Origin of the sequence: Stutzerimonas nosocomialis, from assembly GCF_005876855.1 — a bacterium.
Classification (GTDB): domain Bacteria; phylum Pseudomonadota; class Gammaproteobacteria; order Pseudomonadales; family Pseudomonadaceae; genus Stutzerimonas; species Stutzerimonas nosocomialis.
Window position 1 is genome coordinate 19451 of sequence record NZ_QLAE01000014.1, and the last position, 19997, is coordinate 39447.

20 protein-coding genes and 1 tRNA gene are annotated in these 19997 nt (G+C 63.3%); 9 read left to right on the plus strand and 12 right to left on the minus strand.

What is annotated here, in order from left to right; all coding sequences use genetic code 11:
* Positions 1 to 17 precede the first annotated feature (17 nt).
* Entirely contained in the window at positions 18 to 2288 is a 2271-nt protein-coding gene (clpA, locus tag DN824_RS10715; RefSeq protein ID WP_138408396.1) for an ATP-dependent Clp protease ATP-binding subunit ClpA, read from the plus strand.
* Between the two features lie 100 nt (positions 2289 to 2388).
* Here the strand turns inward: clpA and infA are convergent, their stop codons facing one another.
* From infA to trxB, 4 genes are all read right to left on the minus strand, one after another.
* The gene (gene infA / locus DN824_RS10720; protein WP_002553999.1) at positions 2389 to 2607 is read right to left on the minus strand and encodes a translation initiation factor IF-1; all 219 of its coding nucleotides are present in this window, start codon (positions 2605 to 2607) and stop codon (positions 2389 to 2391) included.
* 99 nt (positions 2608 to 2706) lie between these two features.
* Complete coding sequence (locus tag DN824_RS10725) at positions 2707 to 3414, minus strand: arginyltransferase (RefSeq protein WP_138408397.1); 708 nt, start codon at positions 3412 to 3414, stop codon at positions 2707 to 2709.
* Between the two features lie 52 nt (positions 3415 to 3466).
* A complete protein-coding gene (gene aat / locus DN824_RS10730) occupies positions 3467 to 4147 on the minus strand; it encodes a leucyl/phenylalanyl-tRNA--protein transferase (RefSeq protein ID WP_138408398.1) in 681 nt (226 codons plus the stop codon).
* 28 nt (positions 4148 to 4175) lie between these two features.
* Entirely contained in the window at positions 4176 to 5123 is a 948-nt protein-coding gene (gene trxB, locus DN824_RS10735; protein ID WP_138408399.1) for a thioredoxin-disulfide reductase, read from the minus strand.
* 215 nt (positions 5124 to 5338) lie between these two features.
* On the opposite strand from trxB, the gene ftsK reads away from it, so the two are divergent.
* The 6 genes from ftsK to cysG all read left to right on the plus strand — a co-directional run bounded on the left by ftsK (position 5339) and on the right by cysG (position 12952).
* A complete protein-coding gene (ftsK, locus tag DN824_RS10740) occupies positions 5339 to 7744 on the plus strand; it encodes a DNA translocase FtsK (RefSeq protein ID WP_174236494.1) in 2406 nt (801 codons plus the stop codon).
* 14 nt (positions 7745 to 7758) lie between these two features.
* A complete protein-coding gene (gene lolA / locus DN824_RS10745) occupies positions 7759 to 8382 on the plus strand; it encodes an outer membrane lipoprotein periplasmic chaperone LolA (RefSeq protein ID WP_138408400.1) in 624 nt (207 codons plus the stop codon).
* A gap of 57 nt (positions 8383 to 8439) precedes the next feature.
* Complete coding sequence (locus DN824_RS10750) at positions 8440 to 9765, plus strand: replication-associated recombination protein A (protein ID WP_138408401.1); 1326 nt, start codon at positions 8440 to 8442, stop codon at positions 9763 to 9765.
* Entirely contained in the window at positions 9762 to 10136 is a 375-nt protein-coding gene (gene crcB, locus DN824_RS10755) for a fluoride efflux transporter CrcB (RefSeq protein WP_138408402.1), read from the plus strand. Before DN824_RS10750 ends, crcB begins: the two co-directional genes overlap by 4 nt.
* Before the next feature lie 70 nt (positions 10137 to 10206).
* On the plus strand, positions 10207 to 11487 hold the full coding sequence (gene serS, locus DN824_RS10760; protein WP_138408403.1) for a serine--tRNA ligase: 1281 nt from the start codon (positions 10207 to 10209) through the stop codon (positions 11485 to 11487).
* Positions 11488 to 11548: 61 nt separating this feature from the next.
* Positions 11549 to 12952, plus strand: coding sequence for a siroheme synthase CysG (gene cysG, locus DN824_RS10765; protein WP_138408404.1), 1404 nt, complete (start codon positions 11549 to 11551; stop codon positions 12950 to 12952).
* A 5-nt stretch (positions 12953 to 12957) separates the two neighbouring features.
* Here cysG and DN824_RS10770 read toward each other — a convergent pair whose 3' ends face one another.
* From DN824_RS10770 to DN824_RS10800, 7 genes are all read right to left on the minus strand, one after another.
* The gene (locus DN824_RS10770; protein WP_138408405.1) at positions 12958 to 13959 is read right to left on the minus strand and encodes a glutathione S-transferase family protein; all 1002 of its coding nucleotides are present in this window, start codon (positions 13957 to 13959) and stop codon (positions 12958 to 12960) included.
* A gap of 61 nt (positions 13960 to 14020) precedes the next feature.
* On the minus strand, positions 14021 to 15025 hold the full coding sequence (locus DN824_RS10775; protein ID WP_138408406.1) for a glycosyl transferase family protein: 1005 nt from the start codon (positions 15023 to 15025) through the stop codon (positions 14021 to 14023).
* A complete protein-coding gene (locus DN824_RS10780) occupies positions 15022 to 15360 on the minus strand; it encodes a TusE/DsrC/DsvC family sulfur relay protein (protein WP_138408407.1) in 339 nt (112 codons plus the stop codon). The genes DN824_RS10775 and DN824_RS10780 overlap by 4 nt, the downstream gene beginning before the upstream one ends.
* Positions 15357 to 15659, minus strand: a complete 303-nt coding sequence (gene tusB / locus DN824_RS10785) for a sulfurtransferase complex subunit TusB (protein WP_138408408.1) — start codon at positions 15657 to 15659, stop codon at positions 15357 to 15359. Before tusB ends, DN824_RS10780 begins: the two co-directional genes overlap by 4 nt.
* Positions 15659 to 16018, minus strand: a complete 360-nt coding sequence (tusC, locus tag DN824_RS10790; RefSeq protein WP_138408409.1) for a sulfurtransferase complex subunit TusC — start codon at positions 16016 to 16018, stop codon at positions 15659 to 15661. Before tusC ends, tusB begins: the two co-directional genes overlap by 1 nt.
* The gene (gene tusD, locus DN824_RS10795) at positions 16018 to 16410 is read right to left on the minus strand and encodes a sulfurtransferase complex subunit TusD (protein WP_138408410.1); all 393 of its coding nucleotides are present in this window, start codon (positions 16408 to 16410) and stop codon (positions 16018 to 16020) included. Before tusD ends, tusC begins: the two co-directional genes overlap by 1 nt.
* 89 nt (positions 16411 to 16499) lie before the next feature.
* Positions 16500 to 17168, minus strand: a complete 669-nt coding sequence (locus DN824_RS10800; RefSeq protein ID WP_138408411.1) for a Bax inhibitor-1/YccA family protein — start codon at positions 17166 to 17168, stop codon at positions 16500 to 16502.
* A gap of 131 nt (positions 17169 to 17299) precedes the next feature.
* On the opposite strand from DN824_RS10800, the gene DN824_RS10805 reads away from it, so the two are divergent.
* A tRNA-Ser gene (locus tag DN824_RS10805) sits at positions 17300 to 17389 on the plus strand.
* Between the two features lie 157 nt (positions 17390 to 17546).
* Here DN824_RS10805 and DN824_RS10810 read toward each other — a convergent pair.
* On the minus strand, positions 17547 to 17918 hold the full coding sequence (locus tag DN824_RS10810) for a hypothetical protein (protein WP_138408412.1): 372 nt from the start codon (positions 17916 to 17918) through the stop codon (positions 17547 to 17549).
* Positions 17919 to 18040: 122 nt separating this feature from the next.
* On the opposite strand from DN824_RS10810, the gene DN824_RS10815 reads away from it, so the two are divergent.
* Positions 18041 to 19666, plus strand: a complete 1626-nt coding sequence (locus tag DN824_RS10815; protein WP_138408413.1) for a methyl-accepting chemotaxis protein — start codon at positions 18041 to 18043, stop codon at positions 19664 to 19666.
* The last annotated feature ends 331 nt before the right edge of the window (positions 19667 to 19997 follow it).

The following is a 19997-nucleotide window of genomic DNA, read 5'->3' on the forward strand; positions in this document are numbered from 1 at the left end:
GGTAAGAGGTGAAAGTTATGTTGAACCGTGAGCTCGAAGTCACTCTGAACCTGGCTTTCAAAGAGGCACGTACCAAGCGCCATGAATTCATGACGGTTGAGCACCTCTTGTTGGCGCTACTGGATAACGAGGCCGCCGCCACCGTGCTGCGTGCATGCGGCGCCAGTCTCGACAAACTGCGGCATGACCTGCAGGAATTCATCGATTCCACCACACCCCTGATCCCGCAGCATGACGAAGAGCGCGAAACCCAGCCGACGCTGGGCTTTCAGCGTGTGCTCCAGAGAGCCGTGTTCCATGTTCAAAGCTCCGGCAAGCGCGAAGTCACCGGCGCCAACGTGCTGGTGGCGATCTTCAGCGAACAGGAAAGCCAGGCGGTGTTCCTGCTCAAGCAGCAGAACGTCGCCCGCATCGATGTCGTCAACTACATCGCTCATGGGATTTCGAAAGTACCGGGCAATTCGTCCGCGCCGGAAAGCGAGTCCGAAATGCAGGACGAGGAGGGTGGCGAGTCCGCCTCTTCCGGCCATCCGCTCGACGCCTACGCCAGCAACCTCAATGAGCTGGCCCGGCAGGGCCGGATCGATCCCCTGGTCGGACGCGAGCATGAGGTCGAGCGTGTGGCCCAGATTCTCGCGCGGCGCCGCAAGAACAATCCCCTGCTGGTAGGCGAAGCCGGCGTCGGCAAGACCGCGATCGCCGAGGGCCTGGCCAAGCGAATCGTCGACAACCAGGTACCCGAGCTGCTGACCGATAGCGTGGTCTATTCCCTCGACCTCGGGGCGCTGCTGGCCGGTACCAAGTACCGGGGTGATTTCGAGAAGCGCTTCAAGGCGCTGCTCGGCGAGCTGCGCAAGCGTCCGCAGGCGATCCTGTTCATCGACGAGATCCATACGATCATCGGTGCCGGCGCGGCCTCGGGCGGGGTGATGGATGCGTCCAACCTGCTCAAGCCGCTGCTGTCGTCGGGCGAGATTCGCTGTATCGGGTCGACGACCTTCCAGGAGTTCCGCGGCATCTTCGAGAAGGACCGCGCGCTCGCCCGCCGTTTCCAGAAGGTCGATGTGATCGAGCCTTCCGTCGAGGATACCGTGGGCATTCTCAAGGGGCTCAAGTCCCGCTTCGAGCAGCACCACCACATCGAATACAGCGACGAGGCGCTGCGCGCGGCGGCGGAACTGGCCTCGCGCTACATCAATGACCGGCACATGCCGGACAAGGCGATCGACGTGATCGACGAGGCCGGCGCCTATCAGCGTCTGCAGCCGGAGGACAAGCGCGTCAAGCGTATCGATGTGCCCGAGGTCGAGGACATCGTGGCGAAGATCGCGCGGATTCCGCCCAAGCATGTCAGCAGCTCGGACAAGGAGTTGCTGCGCAACCTGGAGCGCGACCTCAAGCTCACGGTGTTCGGCCAGGACGATGCGATCGATTCGCTGGCCACGGCGATCAAGCTGTCCCGTGCAGGCCTGAAGGCGCCGGACAAGCCCGTCGGTTCGTTCCTGTTCGCAGGGCCTACCGGGGTCGGCAAGACGGAGGCGGCGCGTCAGCTGGCCAAGGCCCTGGGGATCGAGCTGGTGCGTTTCGACATGTCCGAATACATGGAACGCCACACAGTGTCGCGACTGATCGGTGCTCCGCCGGGTTACGTCGGATTCGATCAGGGCGGTCTGCTGACCGAGGCGATCACCAAGATGCCGCACTGCGTGCTGCTTCTCGATGAAATCGAGAAGGCGCATCCCGAGGTCTTCAACCTGCTGCTGCAGGTGATGGACCACGGCACCCTGACCGACAACAACGGGCGCAAGGCGGATTTCCGCAACGTCATTCTGATCATGACCACCAACGCCGGCGCGGAAACCGCAGCGCGTGCGTCGATCGGGTTTACCCACCAGGATCACGCGTCGGATGCGATGGAAGTGATCAAGAAGAGCTTCACGCCCGAGTTCCGCAACCGCCTGGATACCATCATCCAGTTCGGCCGCCTGAGCCACGAAGTCATCAAGAGCATCGTCGACAAGTTCCTCATCGAGCTGCAGACCCAGCTCGAGGACAAGCATGTCACGCTCGAGGTCACCGACGCGGCGCGCAGCTGGCTGGCTGAGCGGGGGTATGACGTGCAGATGGGGGCTCGTCCGATGGCCCGGCTCATTCAGGACAAGATCAAGCGGCCATTGGCCGAGGAGATCCTGTTCGGTGAGCTGGCCGAGCATGGCGGCGTGGTGCACGTGGATGTGCGGGACGGCGAAGTGTTCTTCGAGTTCGAGACAGCGGCGGAGATGGCCTGAAGCGATAGGCCTGGAGTCTGAGCAATCAGGCGCCGGGCTCGATTTTGGAGCAGCTACAAAAAAACCCGGCTCAAGCCGGGTTTTTTCATTCGCCTGCGTTTTAGCGCGCGCGATAGGTGATGCGACCCTTGCTGAGGTCATACGGGGTCAGTTCGACGCGAACTTTGTCCCCGGTGAGAATCCGGATGTAGTTCTTGCGCATCTTTCCGGAGATGTGCGCAGTAACGACGTGCCCGTTTTCCAACTCCACACGAAACATGGTGTTAGGCAGGGTGTCGACGACAGTACCTTCCATTTCGAAGCTGTCTTCTTTCGACATGCAGTAAAGCCCTCGGTGTTCAGTGGTGGCCTGGCGCGAATTGTGCCCAGGCAAAAGCGGCAAGCATTGTGCCTGAAACGCACCTGTGAGCCAAGGGCTTCAGCTAAGGCTTACCCAGCGCTGATTCACGAGAAGCTCGATGGGGCGGTACTCGGTCTTGTAGTTCATCTTGCGGCAGTTCTTGATCCAGTAACCGAGGTAGACCGCCTGGAGACCCAGGCGAGCGGCTTCGCCGATCTGCCAGAGGATGGCATAGCGGCCGAGACTGCGGCGTTCTTCGTTGGGATCGTAGAAGGTGTACACCGCCGAGAGCCCGTTCGGCAGCACGTCGGTCACCGCCACGGCGAGCAGGCGGCCCTCAAGGCGAAACTCATAGAAGTGGCAAAAGGGCAGGTCACGCACCAGGAAGGTATGGAACTGGTCGCGGCTCGGCGGGTACATGTCGCCGTCGGCGTGGCGCTGTTCGATATAGCGCGCATACAGGGAATAGTATTCCTCAGTGAAAACGGGCCGGACCTTCCTGACCTGGAGGTCGGCGTTGCGTTTGAGGATGCGTTTCTGCTGGCGGTTCGGCGTGATGCCTGCCGCGGGGATGCGGGCCGGAATGCAGGCGGTGCAGCGTTGGCAATGCGGGCGGTAAAGATGGTCGCCGCTGCGTCGAAAGCCCATTTCCGAAAGCTCGGCATAGACCTGTACATCCATCGGCTGGCTGGGATCGAGAAACAGCGTGGTCGCCTGCTCGTCCGGCAGGTAACTGCAGGGGTGGGGCTGGGTTGCATAAAACTTGAGGCGAGCCAGTGAGGTCATGGTCAACTCTCAGCGATCTTGAACTGAGTGTAGGTCAGGCTCGTGTCATCGACTAGATGATCCAGTCTGCAGAACTGTCCTGATCCAGGCACCTCGTCAGGGTTTCGGCAAATTGCTCGCGGGGAATCGGGCGCGCGCCGAAGCTGGCCAGATGCTGCGTCGGCATCTGGCAGTCTATGAGTTCGAATCCCCAGTGACGAAGACGTTCCGTCAGGCAGGCGAAGCCGACCTTGGACGCATCGCTGGCGCGGCTGAACATCGACTCGCCGAAAAACAGACGGCCCATGGCCAGGCCGTACAGCCCGCCAACCAGCTGATCGTCGCGCCACACCTCGACCGAGTGGGCGATGCCCTGGGCGTGCAGCTCTATGTAGGCCGATTGCATCGGTGACGTGATCCAGGTGCCGTCCGTGTAGTCACGCGGTGCGGCGCATTCCCGGATGACCTGGGTGAAAGCTCGATCGAAGGTCACCCGGTAGTCGCCCTGGCGAATGCGCTTGCGCAGGCTGCGCGACACGTGGAGTTCGTCCGGGTAAAGCACGGTGCGTGGGTCGGGCGACCACCAGAGGATCGGCTGGCCGTCCTGATACCAGGGAAAGCAGCCGTGGCGATAGGCCGCAATCAGGCGCGCGGGGGACAGGTCCCCGCCGGCGGCCAGCAACCCGTTGGGCTGGCGCAGCGCCTTTTCCAGAGGCGGAAAGCTCAGGTCGTCGCGCTGCAGCCAGGTCAACATGGGCAATAGGGCCGGCGGGGTAGGGGAGTCAGTTGTCGAGGAACTTCTCGGCGTCCAGGGCGGCCATGCAGCCTGCGCCGGCGGAGGTGATCGCCTGGCGATAGACGTGATCGGCCACGTCGCCGGCGGCGAAAACGCCAGGGATGTTGGTGCTGGTGGCGTCGCCTTCGCTACCGCCGCGTACCTTCAGGTAGCCGTCGCGCATGTCGAGCTGGCCCTGGAACAGGTCGGTGTTGGGCTTGTGCCCGATGGCGATGAACACGCCGGCGAGCTCCAGCGTGCTTTCCGTACCGTCGAGGGTGCTCTTCAGGCGCATGCCGGTGACGCCGCTGGCATCGCCCAGCACTTCTTCGAGGGTGTGGTTCCAGTGCAGCCGGATGTTGCCGTTGGCGGCCTTCTCCATGATCTTGTCCTGGAGGATTTTCTCGGAGCGAAGCTTGTCGCGCCGATGCACCAGGTGCACTTCCTTGGCGATGTTGGACAGGTACAAGGCTTCTTCGACGGCGGTATTGCCGCCGCCGATCACGGCAACCACCTGGTTGCGGTAGAAGAATCCGTCGCAGGTCGCGCACGCGGAAACGCCGCGTCCGGCGAAGGCTTCTTCCGAGGGCAGGCCGAGGTACTGCGCAGACGCGCCGGTGGCGATGATCAGGGCATCGCAGGTATAGGTGCCGCTGTCACCCGTGAGCGTGAAGGGGCGGTTCTGCAGGTCGACCGTATGGATGTGATCGTGCACGATCTGCGTCTCGAAGCGCTCGGCATGCTGCTGCATGCGATCCATCAGGCCCGGGCCGGTCAGCCCTTCGGGGTCGCCCGGCCAGTTGTCCACTTCGGTGGTGGTGGTCAGCTGTCCGCCGGGCTGGATGCCGGTGATGACCACAGGCTTGAGGTTGGCGCGCGCGGCGTACACCGCTGCGGTGTATCCGGCTGGGCCGGAGCCGAGGATGATCAGACGCGAATGCTTGACTTCACTCATAAAAAGCCCTCATAAGCCTTTGTTGCGAATAGAGAAGCGTGCTCGAATCGAGCCGCAGGGGAAAAGTTGCCGGTTATGCTACACCGAAGCTCGGGTAAAAGCCCAAGCGGCCAGGGAACCGACATGGCATCGCGTCGACAAACCCGTACAATGGCCAGGTTCCGGCCGGCCACGGCTAAACAGATCGCGCCCAACGGCGCAGGAAAGAACGCGTTTTGAAGAATACCTCCGTACCTTCACTTGCCGCCGCCTGGCGTCAGCAGCTGCACTACCGTCTCAAGGAAGGCGCCCTCATCGCGCTGGGCGCCTTGTGCGCCTACCTGTGGATGGCCCTGCTCACCTACGATGCGGGCGACCCGGGCTGGACCCACACCAGCAACGTCCAGCAGGTGCAGAACGCCGCGGGGCGTGCCGGCGCCTGGTTTGCCGACGTGCTGTTCATGGCGCTCGGCTATTTCGCCTACCTGTTTCCGCTGCTGCTCGGCATCAAGACCTGGCAGGTGTTTCGTGCCCGCCATCAGCCCTGGTCGTGGAGCGGCTGGCTGTTTTCCTGGCGCCTGATCGGCCTGGTATTCCTGGTGCTGTCAGGCTCGGCGCTTGCCTACATCCATTTCGATGCGGCCAATCATCTGCCCGCGTCCGCAGGTGGCGCGCTGGGCGAAAGCCTTGGGCAACTGGCGGTTATGTCGCTGAACGTTCAGGGCAGTACGCTGGTTTTCCTGGCGTTGTTCCTGTTCGGCCTGACCGTGTTCACCGACCTGTCCTGGTTCAAGGTGATGGACGTCACCGGCAAGATCACTCTGGATCTGGGTGAGCTGATCCAGAGCTTCTTCAGCCGCTGGTGGGCCGGTCGCACGGAGCGCCAGCAGAAGGTCGCGCGCCTGCGCGACGCCGATGATCTGGTCAACGAAGTCGCCGCGCCGATGGTTGCGGACAAGCGCGAGCGTGCCAGGGTCAAGGAGCGCGTCATCGAGCGCGAGGAGGCGCTGGCCAAGCACATGAGCGAGCGCGAGAAGCGTCCCGCTCCGGTGATCACCCCGCCGGTGCCGGCCAAGCCGGTGGAGCCGAGCAAGCGGGTCCTGAAGGAGAAGCAGGCCAACCTGTTCGTCGACACCGCGGTCGAGGGCAGTCTGCCACCGATCTCGCTGCTCGATGTCGCCGAAAAGCAGCAGAAGCAATATTCGCCCGAATCGCTCGAAGCGATGTCGCGGCTGCTGGAAATCAAGCTCAAGGAGTTCGGCGTCGAGGTAATCGTCGAGTCGGTGCATCCGGGCCCGGTGATTACCCGTTTCGAAATCCAGCCCGCGGCGGGCGTTAAGGTCAGCCGCATCTCCAACCTCGCGAAGGACCTGGCGCGCTCGCTGGCGGTGATCAGCGTGCGGGTGGTGGAAGTGATCCCCGGCAAGACCACCGTCGGCATCGAGATCCCCAACGAGGACCGGCAGATCGTCCGCTTCTCGGAAGTGCTTTCCTCGACCCAGTATGACGAGGCCAAGTCGCCGGTCACCATCGCGCTCGGCCACGATATCGGCGGCAAGCCGGTGACCGCCGACCTTGCCAAGATGCCTCACCTGCTGGTGGCCGGTACCACCGGCTCCGGTAAATCCGTCGGGGTCAACGCCATGATCCTGTCGATCCTGTTCAAGTCGACGCCCGAAGAGGCGCGGCTGATCATGATCGACCCGAAGATGCTGGAACTGTCGATCTACGAAGGCATCCCGCACCTGTTGTGTCCGGTGGTCACCGACATGAAGGAGGCGGCCAACGCCTTGCGCTGGTCCGTGGCGGAGATGGAGCGGCGCTACAAGCTGATGGCGGCAATGGGCGTCAGGAACCTCGCCGGCTTCAACCGCAAGGTCAAGGATGCCGAGGAGGCGGGCACGCCGCTGATCGACCCGCTCTATCGGCGTGAGAGCATGGAAGACGAAGCGCCGCTGCTCAAGACGCTGCCAACCATCGTGGTGATCGTCGACGAATTCGCCGACATGATGATGATCGTCGGCAAGAAGGTCGAAGAGCTGATCGCCCGTATCGCGCAGAAGGCACGGGCGGCCGGTATCCATTTGATCCTCGCGACCCAGCGCCCCTCGGTGGACGTCATCACCGGTCTGATCAAGGCCAATATCCCGACGCGGATGGCGTTCCAGGTGTCCAGCAAGATCGACTCGCGGACCATCCTCGATCAGGGTGGCGCCGAGCAGTTGCTCGGCCATGGTGACATGCTCTATCTGCCACCTGGCACCGGCCTGCCGATCCGGGTGCACGGCGCCTTCGTTTCGGACGACGAGGTTCACCGGGTGGTCGAAGCCTGGAAGGCCCGTGGCGCGCCGGACTACATCGAGGAAATCCTTGCCGGCGTCGAAGAAAGCGGCAGCGGTTTCGAGGGTGGCGGCGAAGGCGGTGGCGGCGAGGGCAGCGAAGAGGATCCGCTGTATGACGAAGCGGTGCGCTTCGTGCTCGAAAGCCGGCGCGCCTCGATTTCCGCGGTCCAGCGCAAGCTGAAGATCGGCTACAACCGCGCTGCGCGCATGATCGAAGCCATGGAAATGGCCGGCGTCGTGACCTCCATGAATACCAACGGCTCGCGCGAAGTGATCGCGCCGGCCCCGATTCGCGATTGATTGCCGAGGTACCAATGCATCTGATACGCGTGCTGTTCGCCTCCGCTCTGCTGTTCGTGGGCCCGGCCCAGGCCGATCAGGCCGCTTCCACCGAACGGCTGACGGCCTTGTTGAGCAAGGCCGAAACGCTCAGCGGGCGTTTCTCCCAGCTGTCCCTCGACGGCACCGGCACCCAGCTCCAGGAGGCCTCGGGCGAGCTGGCGCTCAAGCGCCCCGGGCAGTTCCGCTGGCACACCGACGCGCCGATGGAGCAGCTGCTGGTGTCCGATGGCAGCAAGGTCTGGCTGTACGATCCGGATCTCGAGCAGGTCACCATCCAGACCCTGGACCAGCGCCTGACCCATACTCCGGCGTTGCTGCTTTCCGGTGACGTTTCCGAAATCAGCCAGAACTTCGAGATTTCCCACAAGGAAGCCGGCGACGTGGTGGATTTCGTGCTCAAGCCCAGGGCGAGCGACACGCTGTTCGACAACCTGCGACTGTCCTTCCGGGGTGGGGTGATCAACGACATGCAGCTGATCGACAGCGTCGGTCAGCGCACCAACATTCTCTTCATGGGTGTGAAGATGAACGAGCCGATCCCGGCTGACCAGTTCACCTTTGAAATTCCCGCCGGCGCGGACGTCATCAGCGAGTGACGTCCGACCACGCATGATCTGCCGCGGCCCATGTGGCCGCTTGAGGCCCTAAGCTCGATGGACCTGTTCAGTCGCGAACCCGTATCCCAGCCACTGGCCGCGCGTTTGCGCGCGACCACGCTGGACGAGTACGTGGGGCAGGAACATCTGCTGGCCCGGGGCAAGCCCCTGCGCGAGGCGCTGGAACAGGGCGCACTGCACTCGATGATCTTCTGGGGGCCGCCCGGGGTCGGCAAGACCACCCTGGCGCGACTGCTGGCGAAGGTTTCCGATGCTCACTTCGAGACGGTTTCGGCGGTGCTCGCCGGGGTCAAGGAAATCCGCCTGGCGGTCGAGGTGGCCAAGCAGCAGGCCGCCCAGTACGGGCGGCGGACGATACTCTTCGTCGACGAGGTGCATCGCTTCAACAAGTCCCAGCAGGACGCCTTCCTGCCCTATGTCGAGGATGGCACGCTGATCTTCATCGGCGCGACCACCGAGAACCCTTCGTTCGAGCTGAACAACGCACTGCTGTCCCGCGCCCGCGTCTACGTGCTCAAGAGCCTGGACGAGCAGGCGATGCGCCGTCTGGTCGAACGCGCCCTGACCGAGCCCAAGGGGCTGGGCGATCTCCACCTGAGCCTGCCGGAGGAGAGCTTTCGCATGCTGCTGGCCGCCGCCGACGGTGACGGGCGGCGGTTGCTCAATCTGCTCGAGAACGCCTCGGACCTGGCCGAGCCGGGCGAGCCTATCGCCGCGTCCCTGTTGCAGGATCTGCTGGGCGACAGCAGGCGTCGCTTCGACAAGGGCGGGGAGGCGTTCTACGACCAAATTTCCGCCCTGCACAAGTCGGTGCGTGGATCGAATCCCGACGCGGCACTGTACTGGTTCGCCCGGATGCTCGATGGTGGCTGCGATCCGCTTTACATCGCCCGGCGCGTCGTGCGCATGGCGAGCGAGGAGATCGGCAATGCCGACCCGCGTGCGCTGGGCCTGTGCCTCAATGCCTGGGACGTGCAGGAGCGTCTGGGCAGCCCCGAGGGCGAGCTGGCCGTCGCCCAGGCAATCGTGTATCTCGCCTGCGCACCGAAGAGCAATGCGGTCTATACCGCCTTCAAGGCGGCCATGCGCGATGCGGCGGAAAACGGCTCGCAGGAAGTCCCGCTGCATCTTCGCAACGCCCCCACGCGGCTGATGAAGGAGCTCGGCTACGGCGAAGAGTATCGCTACGCCCATGACGAGCCGGATGCCTACGCCGCGGGCGAGGACTATTTCCCCGAAGCCCTGGCGCCGCGTCAGTACTACCAGCCGGTGCCGCGCGGCCTGGAGGGCAAGATCCGCGACAAGCTCGAGCACCTGGCTCGGCTGGACCGGGAAAGCCCCCGCCAGAGACGAAAACCATGATGCGCATGGCGCTGGCGGTCGCGGCGGGCGGTGTGGTCGGCACCCTGATTCGCTTCGGCGTGGGCAACTGGGTCAATGCCAACTGGCCGCGCTACTTCTATGGTGCGACCCTCGCGGTGAACCTGCTTGGCTGCCTGCTGATCGGCTACCTGTACATGACCTTCCTGGAGCGCCCGGACATCCCTCTGGAAATCCGCGGCGGCCTGGTGGTGGGCGTTCTCGGCGCGCTGACCACCTTCTCGACCTTTTCCCTCGATACCTTGCGCCTGCTCGAGTCCGGGCAGATCGGCGTCGCGCTGGCCTATCTCGCGCTCAGTGTCGGCGGCGGGTTGCTGGCCGCATGGCTGGGGGTATCGCTCGCCAGGTTATGAAGCGCGCACGCTTCGCAGTAAACTTCGCTTCCTCTTGCTAATCCAAAGCCTCAACAGAACGAGACTCGCCATGCTTGATTCCAAACTCGTACGCAACCAGCTGCAGGACGTCGCAGCCCGTCTGGCCACCCGGGGCTTTCAGCTCGACGTGGCGCGTATCGAGGCGCTCGAAGCCCAGCGCAAGACGGTGCAGACGCGCACCGAGCAGTTGCAGGCCGAGCGCAACGCCCGCTCCAAGTCCATCGGGCAGGCCAAGCAGCGTGGCGAGGACATCGCACCGCTGCTGGCCGACGTTGACCGCATGGGGGCCGAACTCAAGGCGGCCGAAGCCGACCTGCAGGGCATTCAGGACGAACTGGATCAGCTGATGCTTAGTCTGCCCAACCTGCCGCACGAGTCGGTCCCGGTGGGCAAGGGCGAGGACGAAAACGTCGAGGTACGTCGCTGGGGCACACCCACGACGTTCGACTTCCCGGTTCAGGATCATGTCGCGCTCGGTGAGCAGCATGGCTGGCTGGACTTCGAAACGGCGGCCAAGCTGTCGGGCGCGCGCTTCGCATTGATGCGCGGCCCGATCGCCCGGCTGCACCGCGCGCTGGCGCAGTTCATGATCGACCTGCACACCCGCGAACATGGCTACGAAGAAGCCTATACGCCTTATCTGGTGCAGGCGCCGGCACTGCAGGGCACCGGGCAGCTGCCGAAATTCGAGGAAGACCTGTTCAGGATCGGCCGCGAAGGGCAGGCCGACCTGTACCTGATCCCGACGGCCGAGGTGTCGCTGACCAACATCGTGGCCGGCGAGATGCTCGACGCCAAGCAGCTCCCCTTGAAGTTCGTCGCCCATACGCCGTGCTTTCGCAGCGAGGCGGGTGCCTCCGGTCGGGATACCCGCGGGATGATCCGCCAGCATCAGTTCGACAAGGTGGAGATGGTGCAGATCGTCGAGTCGAGCCGCTCGTTCGAAGCCCTGGAAAGCCTGACTGCCAACGCCGAGCGTGTGCTGCAGCTGCTGGAGCTGCCGTACCGGGTACTGGCCCTGTGCACGGGGGACATGGGCTTCGGGGCGACCAAGACCTACGATCTGGAAGTCTGGGTACCGAGCCAGGACAAATACCGCGAAATCTCCTCGTGCTCCAATTGCGGGGACTTCCAGGCGCGCCGGATGCAGGCGCGCTACCGCAATCCCGAGACCGGCAAGCCGGAGCTGGTGCACACCCTCAACGGCTCGGGCCTGGCGGTCGGCCGCACGCTGGTGGCGGTGCTCGAAAACTACCAGCAGGCCGATGGCAGCATCCGCGTGCCCGAGGTGCTCAAGCCCTACATGGGCGGCATCGAGCTCATAGGCTGAGCCGCCGGGCGGCCTCATGCCGCCCGCCCGTTTCGCCGTTATCGCCTGCAGGACCGTTTCGATGGATTACCTACCGCTGTTCCACATGCTCCGCGGGCGCACCGTTCTGGTGGTCGGCGGTGGCGAAATCGCGCTGCGCAAGGCGCGACTGCTTGCCGACGCCGGCGCTCGGCTGAAGGTCGTCGCGCCGGATATCGAGGCGTCGCTGCGCATCCTGGTGGAAGAGGGAGGTGGGGCGTGCGTGGAGCGGGTCTACGCCGCCGAGGATCTGGGCGGATGCGTCCTGGCGGTCGCTGCGACCGACGACGAACCGCTCAATGCCCAGGTGTCCGAAGACGCCAACCGCCTCGGCATGCCGGTCAACGTGGTCGATGCGCCCGCGCTGTGCAGCGTGATTTTCCCGGCCATCGTCGACCGCTCTCCGCTGGTCGTCGCGGTGTCCAGCGGTGGTGATGCGCCGGTGCTGGCGCGGCTTGTCCGCGCCCGGCTGGAAACCTGGATTCCCGCCGCGTATGGGCGCCTCGCCGGTCTGGCCAAGCGCTTTCGTCGCGAGGTCAAGGCGGCGCTGCCGAACCTTCAGCAGCGCCGGGTCTTCTGGGAAGATGTATTCCAGGGGCCGATCGCCGAGCGCTGCCTCGCCGGCCAGGACGAGCAGGCCAGCACCTTGCTCGCCGAGAAGCTTGCAGGCGCGGCACCGCGCGAGCTGGGTGAGGTCTATCTGGTCGGCGCCGGCCCTGGCGATCCGGACCTGTTGACCTTCCGTGCCTTGCGCCTGATGCAGCAGGCCGATGTGGTGCTCTACGACCGCCTGGTTGCGCCTGCGATTCTCGAACTCTGCCGCCGCGACGCCGACCGCATCTACGTCGGCAAGCAGCGGGCGAATCATGCCTTGCCGCAGGATCAGATCAACCAGCAGCTGGTCGAACTGGCCCGGCAGGGCAAGCGCGTGGTGCGTCTCAAGGGCGGCGACCCCTTCATCTTCGGCCGTGGCGGCGAGGAAATCGAGGAGCTCGCCGCTCACGGCATTCCGTTCCAGGTGGTGCCTGGCATCACCGCGGCGAGCGGCTGCGCGGCCTATGCCGGCATCCCCCTGACCCACCGCGACTATGCCCAGTCGGTGCGTTTCATCACCGGTCACCTGAAGGACGACAGCTGCAACCTGCCCTGGCAGGAAATGGTCGCGCCCGGCGAAACCCTGGTGTTCTACATGGGGCTGGTGGGGCTGCCGGTCATCTGCCAGCAGTTGATCGCCCACGGGCGACGGCCGGACACACCGGCCGCGCTGGTGCAGCAGGGCACCACGGCCAACCAGCGGGTGTTCACCGGCACGCTGGCCGATCTGCCGCTACAGGTGGCGCGTCATCAGGTCCAGGCGCCGACCCTGATCATCGTCGGCGACGTCGTCTCGCTGCGCGACAAGCTGGCCTGGTTCGAAGGCGCCCAGGCCAGCCATCCGGGTGACTGACGTCGTCAGCGTCGCGTCCAGATCCCTCGCCCCGGTAATCGACCGCGGTCGTGAGGGCGGTCCAGGGCGAGTTCGGGGCCCTTGGGCACCAGCCCGTTGGCGTTGATGTTCCGGTGGCTGCGGTAGTAGTGGCCCTTGATGTGCTCGAAATTCACCGTCTCGGCGATGCCGGGCCACTGATACAGCTCCCGCAGCCAGTTCGACAGGTTGGGGTAGTCCTCGATGCGCCTGAGATTGCACTTGAAGTGCCCGTGATAGACGGCGTCGAAGCGCACCAGGGTGGTGAACAGGCGCCAGTCGGCTTCGGTGAGAAAGGTGCCGGTCAGGTAGCGCTGGGTGCCCAATAGCGCCTCCAGGTGATCCAGCTCGGCGAACAGCTCGTCGAACGCTTCTTCGTAAGCCGGTTGGGCCGTGGCGAAGCCGGCGCGATAAACGCCATTGTTGACGGCCGGGTAGATACGTTCGTTGAGGGCGTCGATCTGCTCGCGCAATGGCTCGGGGTAGAGGTCGAGGGTCGAGCCGGTGATTGCGTCGAACGCATCGTTGAAGATCCGGATGATTTCGGCGGACTCGTTGTTGACGATGCGCCGCTCCTTGCGATCCCACAGCACCGGTACCGTTACCCGGCCGGTGTAGTTCGGGTCATCGGCGGTGTAGCGCTGGTGGAGGTAGTCGAAGCCGTCCAGCGCATCGCCGCTCGAGCCGGTGCTGCGATCGAAGGTCCAGCCATGTTCGGCCATCAGGAAACTGACCACCGAAACGTCGATCAGCGCGTCGAGCTGCTTGAGCTTGCGGAAGATGAGCGTGCGGTGAGCCCAGGGGCAGGCCAGGGACACGTAGAGATGGTAGCGCCCCGGCTCGGCAGGGGCTGCGGGCTGGCCGTCCGGACCGGGCCCGCCGTCCGAACTGATCCAGTTTCTGCGTTGAGCCTGCTCGCGCTGAAATTTCCCGTCTTTGCTGTTTTCGTACCAGCGGTCCTGCCACTGGCCGTCGACCAAAAGTCCCATATCTGCCTCCTCTCGCTTCAGATAGGAGGCAGTCTAGGGGCGTTGGTTCGATCGAAGCGCGCTAAACCCCGGTCAAATCCATCGCCGGATTCGATGAATTGCGCGCCGCCCAGTAACGGTTCGCCAGCGCGAAGGCTTCGTCGCGGCTGCGGCCGAGTGCACGCAGGCCCAGGGCCATGGTCGCCACGACGGCCAGCTGCGCGTAGTCGTCTTCGGCCGTGCCGTTCCAGACGGTCAGCATCTGCTGCGGGTCGAGCGTGGCCGGCTTCACGTGGCGCTGCGGCGACAGGGGCGGCCATTCCTCGTCCCAGGCTTCACCGGCCTGGGTCCCGTACAGGTGCGACCGCGCGTCGGGGTTGATCTCGATCTCGCCGCCCTCGCCCTTGATCACGATGGAGGTGTCGCCGAGCAGCCGGCTGGCTTCGCGGTGGTTCTCCTGATAACCGGGGTGGAAGATGCTCTGCAGCGCGCAGCGCGCGCCGAGGGGGTTGAGGATGCGAGCCAGCGAATGGATCGGCGAGCGCAGGCCGAGCACGTTGCGCAGATCGATCATGCGCTGCAGCTCGGGCATCCAGGCGCCCAGCGGGATGAACGCCGGCGTACCGTTGTCGAGTGCGGCGGCAACCTCGTGCCAATCGCTGCATAGGGGGATTGCGAGCAGCTCGAGTTGCTGTTCGGTATAGATCCGGCCGGCGGTATGGGCGCCGCCGCCGTGCAGGAGGATGCGCACCCCGTTCTGAGCCAGGCATTTGCAGGCCAGCAGGTACCAGGGCAGGTGGCGCTTCTTGCCGGCGTAGCTCGGCCAGTCCAGGTCGACGGGGATCAAGGGTGCCTCCAGTCGTTCGCGGACCGCTTCGGTGAAGCCGGCCAGTTCCTGGGCGCTTTCTTCCTTGTGCCGCAGCAGCATCAGGAACGCGCCCAGCTGGGCTTCCTCGACCTCGCCGTCGAGCAGCATGCCCATGGCTTGCCTGGCTTCCTCACGGGTCAGATCGCGGGCTCCCCGCTTGCCCTTGCCGAGAATACGGACGAAGGGGGCGAAGGGGTGTTCGGCAGGTGTCACCATCATAGGCAGTTGCTCGGCTTGGGCAGGCCAGCCAGCTTGGCGGCAAGTTTGGCTGGCGTGCCGTTGAAAAGGCGGTTGAGGTGCTGGCTGTTGCCCTTTTCAGGGCCCAGTTCCCGCGCCACGTACTTGACCAGCGGACGGGTCGCCGGTGACAGCTGGAACTCCCGATAGAACTGCCGCAGCAGACCGATGATTTCCCAGTGGTCGGCTTCGAGCGCGATGCCCTCGGCCGCGGCGAGCTGGAGGGCGACCGCCTCGTTCCAGTCGTCGAGGTCGACCAGGTAGCCTTCCTTGTCCAGGGCGACGGGGTGTTCGCCCACGATCAGTCGGTCATTCATAGCCAGCTGTTGACCCGGGCGTAGCGCGCGCAGAGTTCGACGAACCCGCTGTAGTCGACAGCCGTCAGGCGCGCCGGCAGCGCGACCACTGCGCGGGCTTGCAGGTCTTCGTCCAGGGCGAACAGCGCCACGCTATCGGGCATCAGCTCCAGTGCCTGCCGCTGCGCGGTATCCGCCGCCAGCGCGTACACCGCATCGCCGGTGAGCAGCAGCGCATCGCCCGGCGCGAGCAGGCGCAGGCAGCTCGCAAGGCGGTCGTCGCTGAAGGGGGAGTGGGAGAGCACGTGCAGGGTACCCATCAGAGCGTGATCACCTGGTCATATCGGTTGATGAGTTCGGCGAGGCCCTGCGCATCGAGGGTCTGCACCGCGGGCGTCAGGCCGGAACCGGCCATGCCCCGCTCGGCAAGGCTGCGGGCGCAGGCATAAAGCTCATCCACGCCGAACAGCGAGAGCGCCTTGAGGTTGGCGGTGAGGTCCTTCTGCTGCAAGGCCGCTGCCTGTTGTCCGGGGGCCAGCTGCAAGACGCCGTCGTCCAGGAAAAGCAGCCCGATGGGCAGCTCGAAAGCGCCGCCGGCCAGTGCGATGTCCAGTGCTTCGCGGGCACCGGGCCCGGACCAGGGCGATTGCCGGCTGATGATCAGCATCGAGCGAGCCATCAATGACCTCCGAAGCAGATCAGACGATCTGCCTGTTGCGCGGCTTCATGCAATTGACCGAGCCCCGAAAGCTCCCAGCCCTGGGCGAGGTTGGCGGCGGGGCGGCCATGGCGATCGGCCTCACGTGCATCCAGTACGCCTCGACGCAGAGCGGCAGCGATGCAGACCACGCCGTCCAGCTGCTTGGCCGCGATGAAGCGCGACCACTCGGCGGCGGTGTCCGGTTCATCCTGCGGGGTGACGACATTGGCCGAGGCGCTGTGGACGCCATCCTGATAGAAGAACAGCCGTACGATCTCGTGGCCACCGGCCAGGGCCGCCTCGGCAAAGCGCAAGGCCCGGCGCGAGGCGGGGCTGTAGGGGGCGGAGAAGAGGGCGATCGCGAATTTCATGGTTCACCATGGCAGAGCATGGGCGCAATGATACGCCAGCTGCAGAAACGAAAAAGCCCGCCGAAGCGGGCTCTTCCGACGCCGTTGGATCAATCGTTGTTGCTGAAGATGCCGAGCAGCTGCAGCAGGCTGATGAACAGGTTGTAGATCGAGACGAACAGGCTGATGGTGGCCATGATGTAGTTGCGCTCACCGCCATGGATGATGGCGCTGGTCTGGAACAGGATGCAGGCCGAGGAGAACAGGACGAAGCCTGCGCTGATGGCCAGTTGCAGACCGCTGATCTGGAAGAAGAAGCTCGCCAGCATGGCGCCGATCAGGACGAAGAACCCTGCGGTGATGAAGCCGCTGAGGAAGCTCATGTCCTTGCGGGTGGTCAGCACGAAGGCGGACAGACCGAAGAACACCAGGGCGGTCATCGACAGGGCCGAGGCGATCAGCTCGCCGCCATTGGCCAGTCCCAGGTACATGTTGAGGATCGGGCCGAGGGTGTAGCCCATGAAGCCGGTCAGGGCGAAGGTGGAGACCAGGCCCCACGCCGAATTGCGCAGCTTCGCGGTGAGGAAGAACAGGCCGTAGAAGCCGATCAGCACCACGAAGATGTTCGGGTAGGCCGCGTTGGCCTGCATCGCGAGGTAGGCGACCAGTCCGCTGAAGCCCAGGGTCATGGCCAGCAGGCCATAGGTATTGCGCAGCACCTTGCTGACTTCCCGTTCCTCGACCTGCGCGCTGTTTACTGCGTAGTTCTGTTCGTGCATGACGACACTCCTGATGGTGCAGACAAACCTGAAGACGATCTGCCCGGATCATAGCAGAGGCTGAAAACCGTACCAGGGGGCAGTGTTTGACAGTGTGTTTCGATTCGGTAATATTGCCGCCCGCTTTATGCGGAGGTGTGGCCGAGTGGTTTAAGGCAGCGGTCTTGAAAACCGCCGAAGGGGAAACTCTTCCGTGAGTTCGAATCTCACCGCCTCCGCCATCTTGAAGTCCGAAGGCCCCGAATTCCGGGGCCTTCGGCGTTTCTGAGGAATCGAAAAGCGGGTGTGGGCGTTCCCGCATCGTTCCCGGCTACTGTTTTTCTGCGCAACCAGAAAGGCGGCAGAGTGGTGCGTGGCTCAGGATTTCTGCCTGATCGGTCATCGCCGCCCCCCATCTGGCCCAAGGCGAAGGGCTTTCTCTATCCAGCCGTCACCTGCATGGCGCAGCGCCATCAGCGGGAATGCTCGCGCCGTCGACGAACTGACATATGAGCGGTTCGTGTATGCCTCCGCGCTGTATTCCAGGCGCAACTCCCTCGATATCCGAACAGATCGCAACTGAGCCTCCGGCTTGCCCTTGTTGAATTGGCCAGCTGTCCGAAACGAATAGGCCTCGTGATGACGGAAGAGGCTTCGAAGACCGGTGCGGTCAACAACCACGCCATCAACAGACAGCGGCTCGTCTCGGCGGGACGGTAGGGCTTTCCATAGGTCTCCGTCGGGCGGGGAAGCCAAATTGTCCAGACGCATGATGCCTCATTCTCATGCTTGATTATCGTCAGTCACCTTCTAGCGAGTTGTCTGTGCGCCGATAACGAGAGAGGAATATCGGAACGCTAATTTCGCTCAGCTCTAGACACTGGATAATCGACATGTATCTTCGACGCATTAAAATCGCGCCGCGCGCGTTTCTCAGTTTTTCACTAATCGCATTGCTTGTAATGTTGCTGGGAGCCTTTTCTCTTATTGAGATGAAGACAATCCGGGGTGCGGCTGTCGAATTAAGGGAAAACAGCATGCCCAGCTACGCTGCGCTGGGGCGAATTAACGAAAACATCCTTCGAATTCGAATCGTTTCCTTCCGCATACTGGTCGACCGTCAGCCAGAGGAACTGGCAATCAGTATTGCTCGTGCGGCGGAGCTCACGGAGCTGTTAAAGACGGCCAAAGAGCGGTATGAGACGCTGCTCTCCAATGACCGCGAGCGCCAACAGTTCTTGCGCTTGGAACAAGCACTCAACGCCTACTATGCGGTTAACGACAAGCTAATCCGATTGTCGAACGAAGGGCGCCTGGATGAGCTTGCTTCTCTGCTCGGCACTGAATACAAAGCACTTTCGGATGACCTTGGGGCGCAATTTGGCGCGCTTATGAAAATTAACGCAGAAGTGGCGGATTCATCCTCGGCATTGGCCGATCAGGTATATGACCGCTCTGTCACGTCTGTAATCGGTCTCGTCATATTCGCGGCCTTGCTTACTGCGGCTCTGGCGTTGGCGCTGACGCGGAGTATCGTCAAGCCGCTGTCTGAAGCCGTACGGGTGGCGGAGACGATCGCGGCTGGCAATTTAACTGAGACTATTATTGTTGCTGGATCGGATGAGCCAGCCACTCTGCTTCGCTCCATGCAGACGATGCAACAAAACCTGAAGGACGCCATCCAGAGCATCGCCAGTTCGTCGGATCAACTGGCTTCGGCAGCCGAAGAGCTAAATGCTGTCACCGAGGATTCGAGCAAAGGTTTGCATCAGCAAAATAACGAACTGGAGCAAGCTGCGACCGCAGTCAATGAAATGACCACGGCAGTCGATGAAGTCGCGCGAAATGCGGTTGCCACATCCGAAGCCTCCCGCGACTCTGATAAAACAGCCCGTGAAGGGCAGCGCCAAGTCATCAAAACCGTCGAATCGATCACCAGTTTGGCCGAGAACGTGACCGGGACGGCAACTCAGGTCGAACAGCTTGCCGACAGAGTACGTAGTATCAGCAGCGTGCTAGACGTAATCCGTTCCATTGCTGAACAGACGAACCTGCTCGCTCTCAACGCGGCAATCGAGGCTGCCCGGGCTGGTGAGGCTGGCCGTGGTTTCGCTGTGGTGGCCGACGAGGTCCGTGCCCTGGCGCACCGGACGCAGCAATCCACCCGAGAAATCGAAAGCATGATTGCTGGAGTGCAAGAAGGCACCAATGAGGCAATGTCTGCGATGCGCAACAGCAACGAGCTGGCTCACAGCACCCTTGATGTCGCCCGCGCCGCAGGCCAGGCACTGGAAGAAATTACCCAGGCAATCAGCCACATTACCGAGCGTAACCTGGTCATAGCCAGCGCCTCTGAAGAGCAAGCCCAGGTGGCGCGAGAGGTCGATCGCAATTTGGTCAATATCCGTGATCTAGCGGTGCAAACCTCTGCCGGCGCACATCAGACCAGTGCGGCTAGTCAAGATCTCTCCCGTTTGGCGATTGATCTGAACAGCTTGGTCATGCGCTTCAAAATCTAACGCCATTCGCACTCGCTTGGCCGGCATTCAAGTGGAGGATGCCGTAGCCGAGCGGAGGGGACACATGTTCACGCGATGATCCGCCGGCTATGCATAAGGATCAGCAGCTACGTGTAGGACATGACCGTCCTGTAGGAAGGGATGGCTCGGCGCCTTGAAATCCCACCGACGTTGCAGTTGGGAGTTCCAAACAATCGGGCCTCCCAGCTGTCGGGTATTCCCGAAATGTCCCCAATATGCACCCTTCGCAGACTTGCGAAGTTTGCATGCCTCCGTAGAATGCCCGGCCCGACGTCGCGGGTAATGATTTCGACTCTCACTGCCTCGCCAT

Excerpts from the sequence above, each read along its gene's own strand:
- DN824_RS10800 (WP_138408411.1), bottom strand. The coding sequence starts at position 17,168 with ATGCACGAACAGAACTACGCAGTAAACAGCGCGCAGGTCGAGGAACGG.
- tusC (WP_138408409.1), bottom strand. The coding sequence starts at position 16,018 with ATGGCTCGCTCGATGCTGATCATCAGCCGGCAATCGCCCTGGTCCGGG.
- DN824_RS10780 (WP_138408407.1), bottom strand. The coding sequence starts at position 15,360 with ATGAATGACCGACTGATCGTGGGCGAACACCCCGTCGCCCTGGACAAG.
- trxB (WP_138408399.1), bottom strand. The coding sequence starts at position 5,123 with ATGAGTGAAGTCAAGCATTCGCGTCTGATCATCCTCGGCTCCGGCCCA.
- cysG (WP_138408404.1), top strand. The coding sequence starts at position 11,549 with ATGGATTACCTACCGCTGTTCCACATGCTCCGCGGGCGCACCGTTCTG.
- clpA (WP_138408396.1), top strand. The coding sequence starts at position 18 with ATGTTGAACCGTGAGCTCGAAGTCACTCTGAACCTGGCTTTCAAAGAG.
- DN824_RS10770 (WP_138408405.1), bottom strand. The coding sequence starts at position 13,959 with ATGGGACTTTTGGTCGACGGCCAGTGGCAGGACCGCTGGTACGAAAAC.
- infA (WP_002553999.1), bottom strand. The coding sequence starts at position 2,607 with ATGTCGAAAGAAGACAGCTTCGAAATGGAAGGTACTGTCGTCGACACC.
- DN824_RS10750 (WP_138408401.1), top strand. The coding sequence starts at position 8,440 with ATGGACCTGTTCAGTCGCGAACCCGTATCCCAGCCACTGGCCGCGCGT.
- DN824_RS10725 (WP_138408397.1), bottom strand. The coding sequence starts at position 3,414 with ATGACCTCACTGGCTCGCCTCAAGTTTTATGCAACCCAGCCCCACCCC.
- tusD (WP_138408410.1), bottom strand. The coding sequence starts at position 16,410 with ATGAAATTCGCGATCGCCCTCTTCTCCGCCCCCTACAGCCCCGCCTCG.
- serS (WP_138408403.1), top strand. The coding sequence starts at position 10,207 with ATGCTTGATTCCAAACTCGTACGCAACCAGCTGCAGGACGTCGCAGCC.
- lolA (WP_138408400.1), top strand. The coding sequence starts at position 7,759 with ATGCATCTGATACGCGTGCTGTTCGCCTCCGCTCTGCTGTTCGTGGGC.
- DN824_RS10815 (WP_138408413.1), top strand. The coding sequence starts at position 18,041 with ATGTATCTTCGACGCATTAAAATCGCGCCGCGCGCGTTTCTCAGTTTT.
- DN824_RS10775 (WP_138408406.1), bottom strand. The coding sequence starts at position 15,025 with ATGATGGTGACACCTGCCGAACACCCCTTCGCCCCCTTCGTCCGTATT.
- DN824_RS10810 (WP_138408412.1), bottom strand. The coding sequence starts at position 17,918 with ATGCGTCTGGACAATTTGGCTTCCCCGCCCGACGGAGACCTATGGAAA.
- aat (WP_138408398.1), bottom strand. The coding sequence starts at position 4,147 with ATGTTGACCTGGCTGCAGCGCGACGACCTGAGCTTTCCGCCTCTGGAA.
- crcB (WP_138408402.1), top strand. The coding sequence starts at position 9,762 with ATGATGCGCATGGCGCTGGCGGTCGCGGCGGGCGGTGTGGTCGGCACC.
- tusB (WP_138408408.1), bottom strand. The coding sequence starts at position 15,659 with ATGGGTACCCTGCACGTGCTCTCCCACTCCCCCTTCAGCGACGACCGC.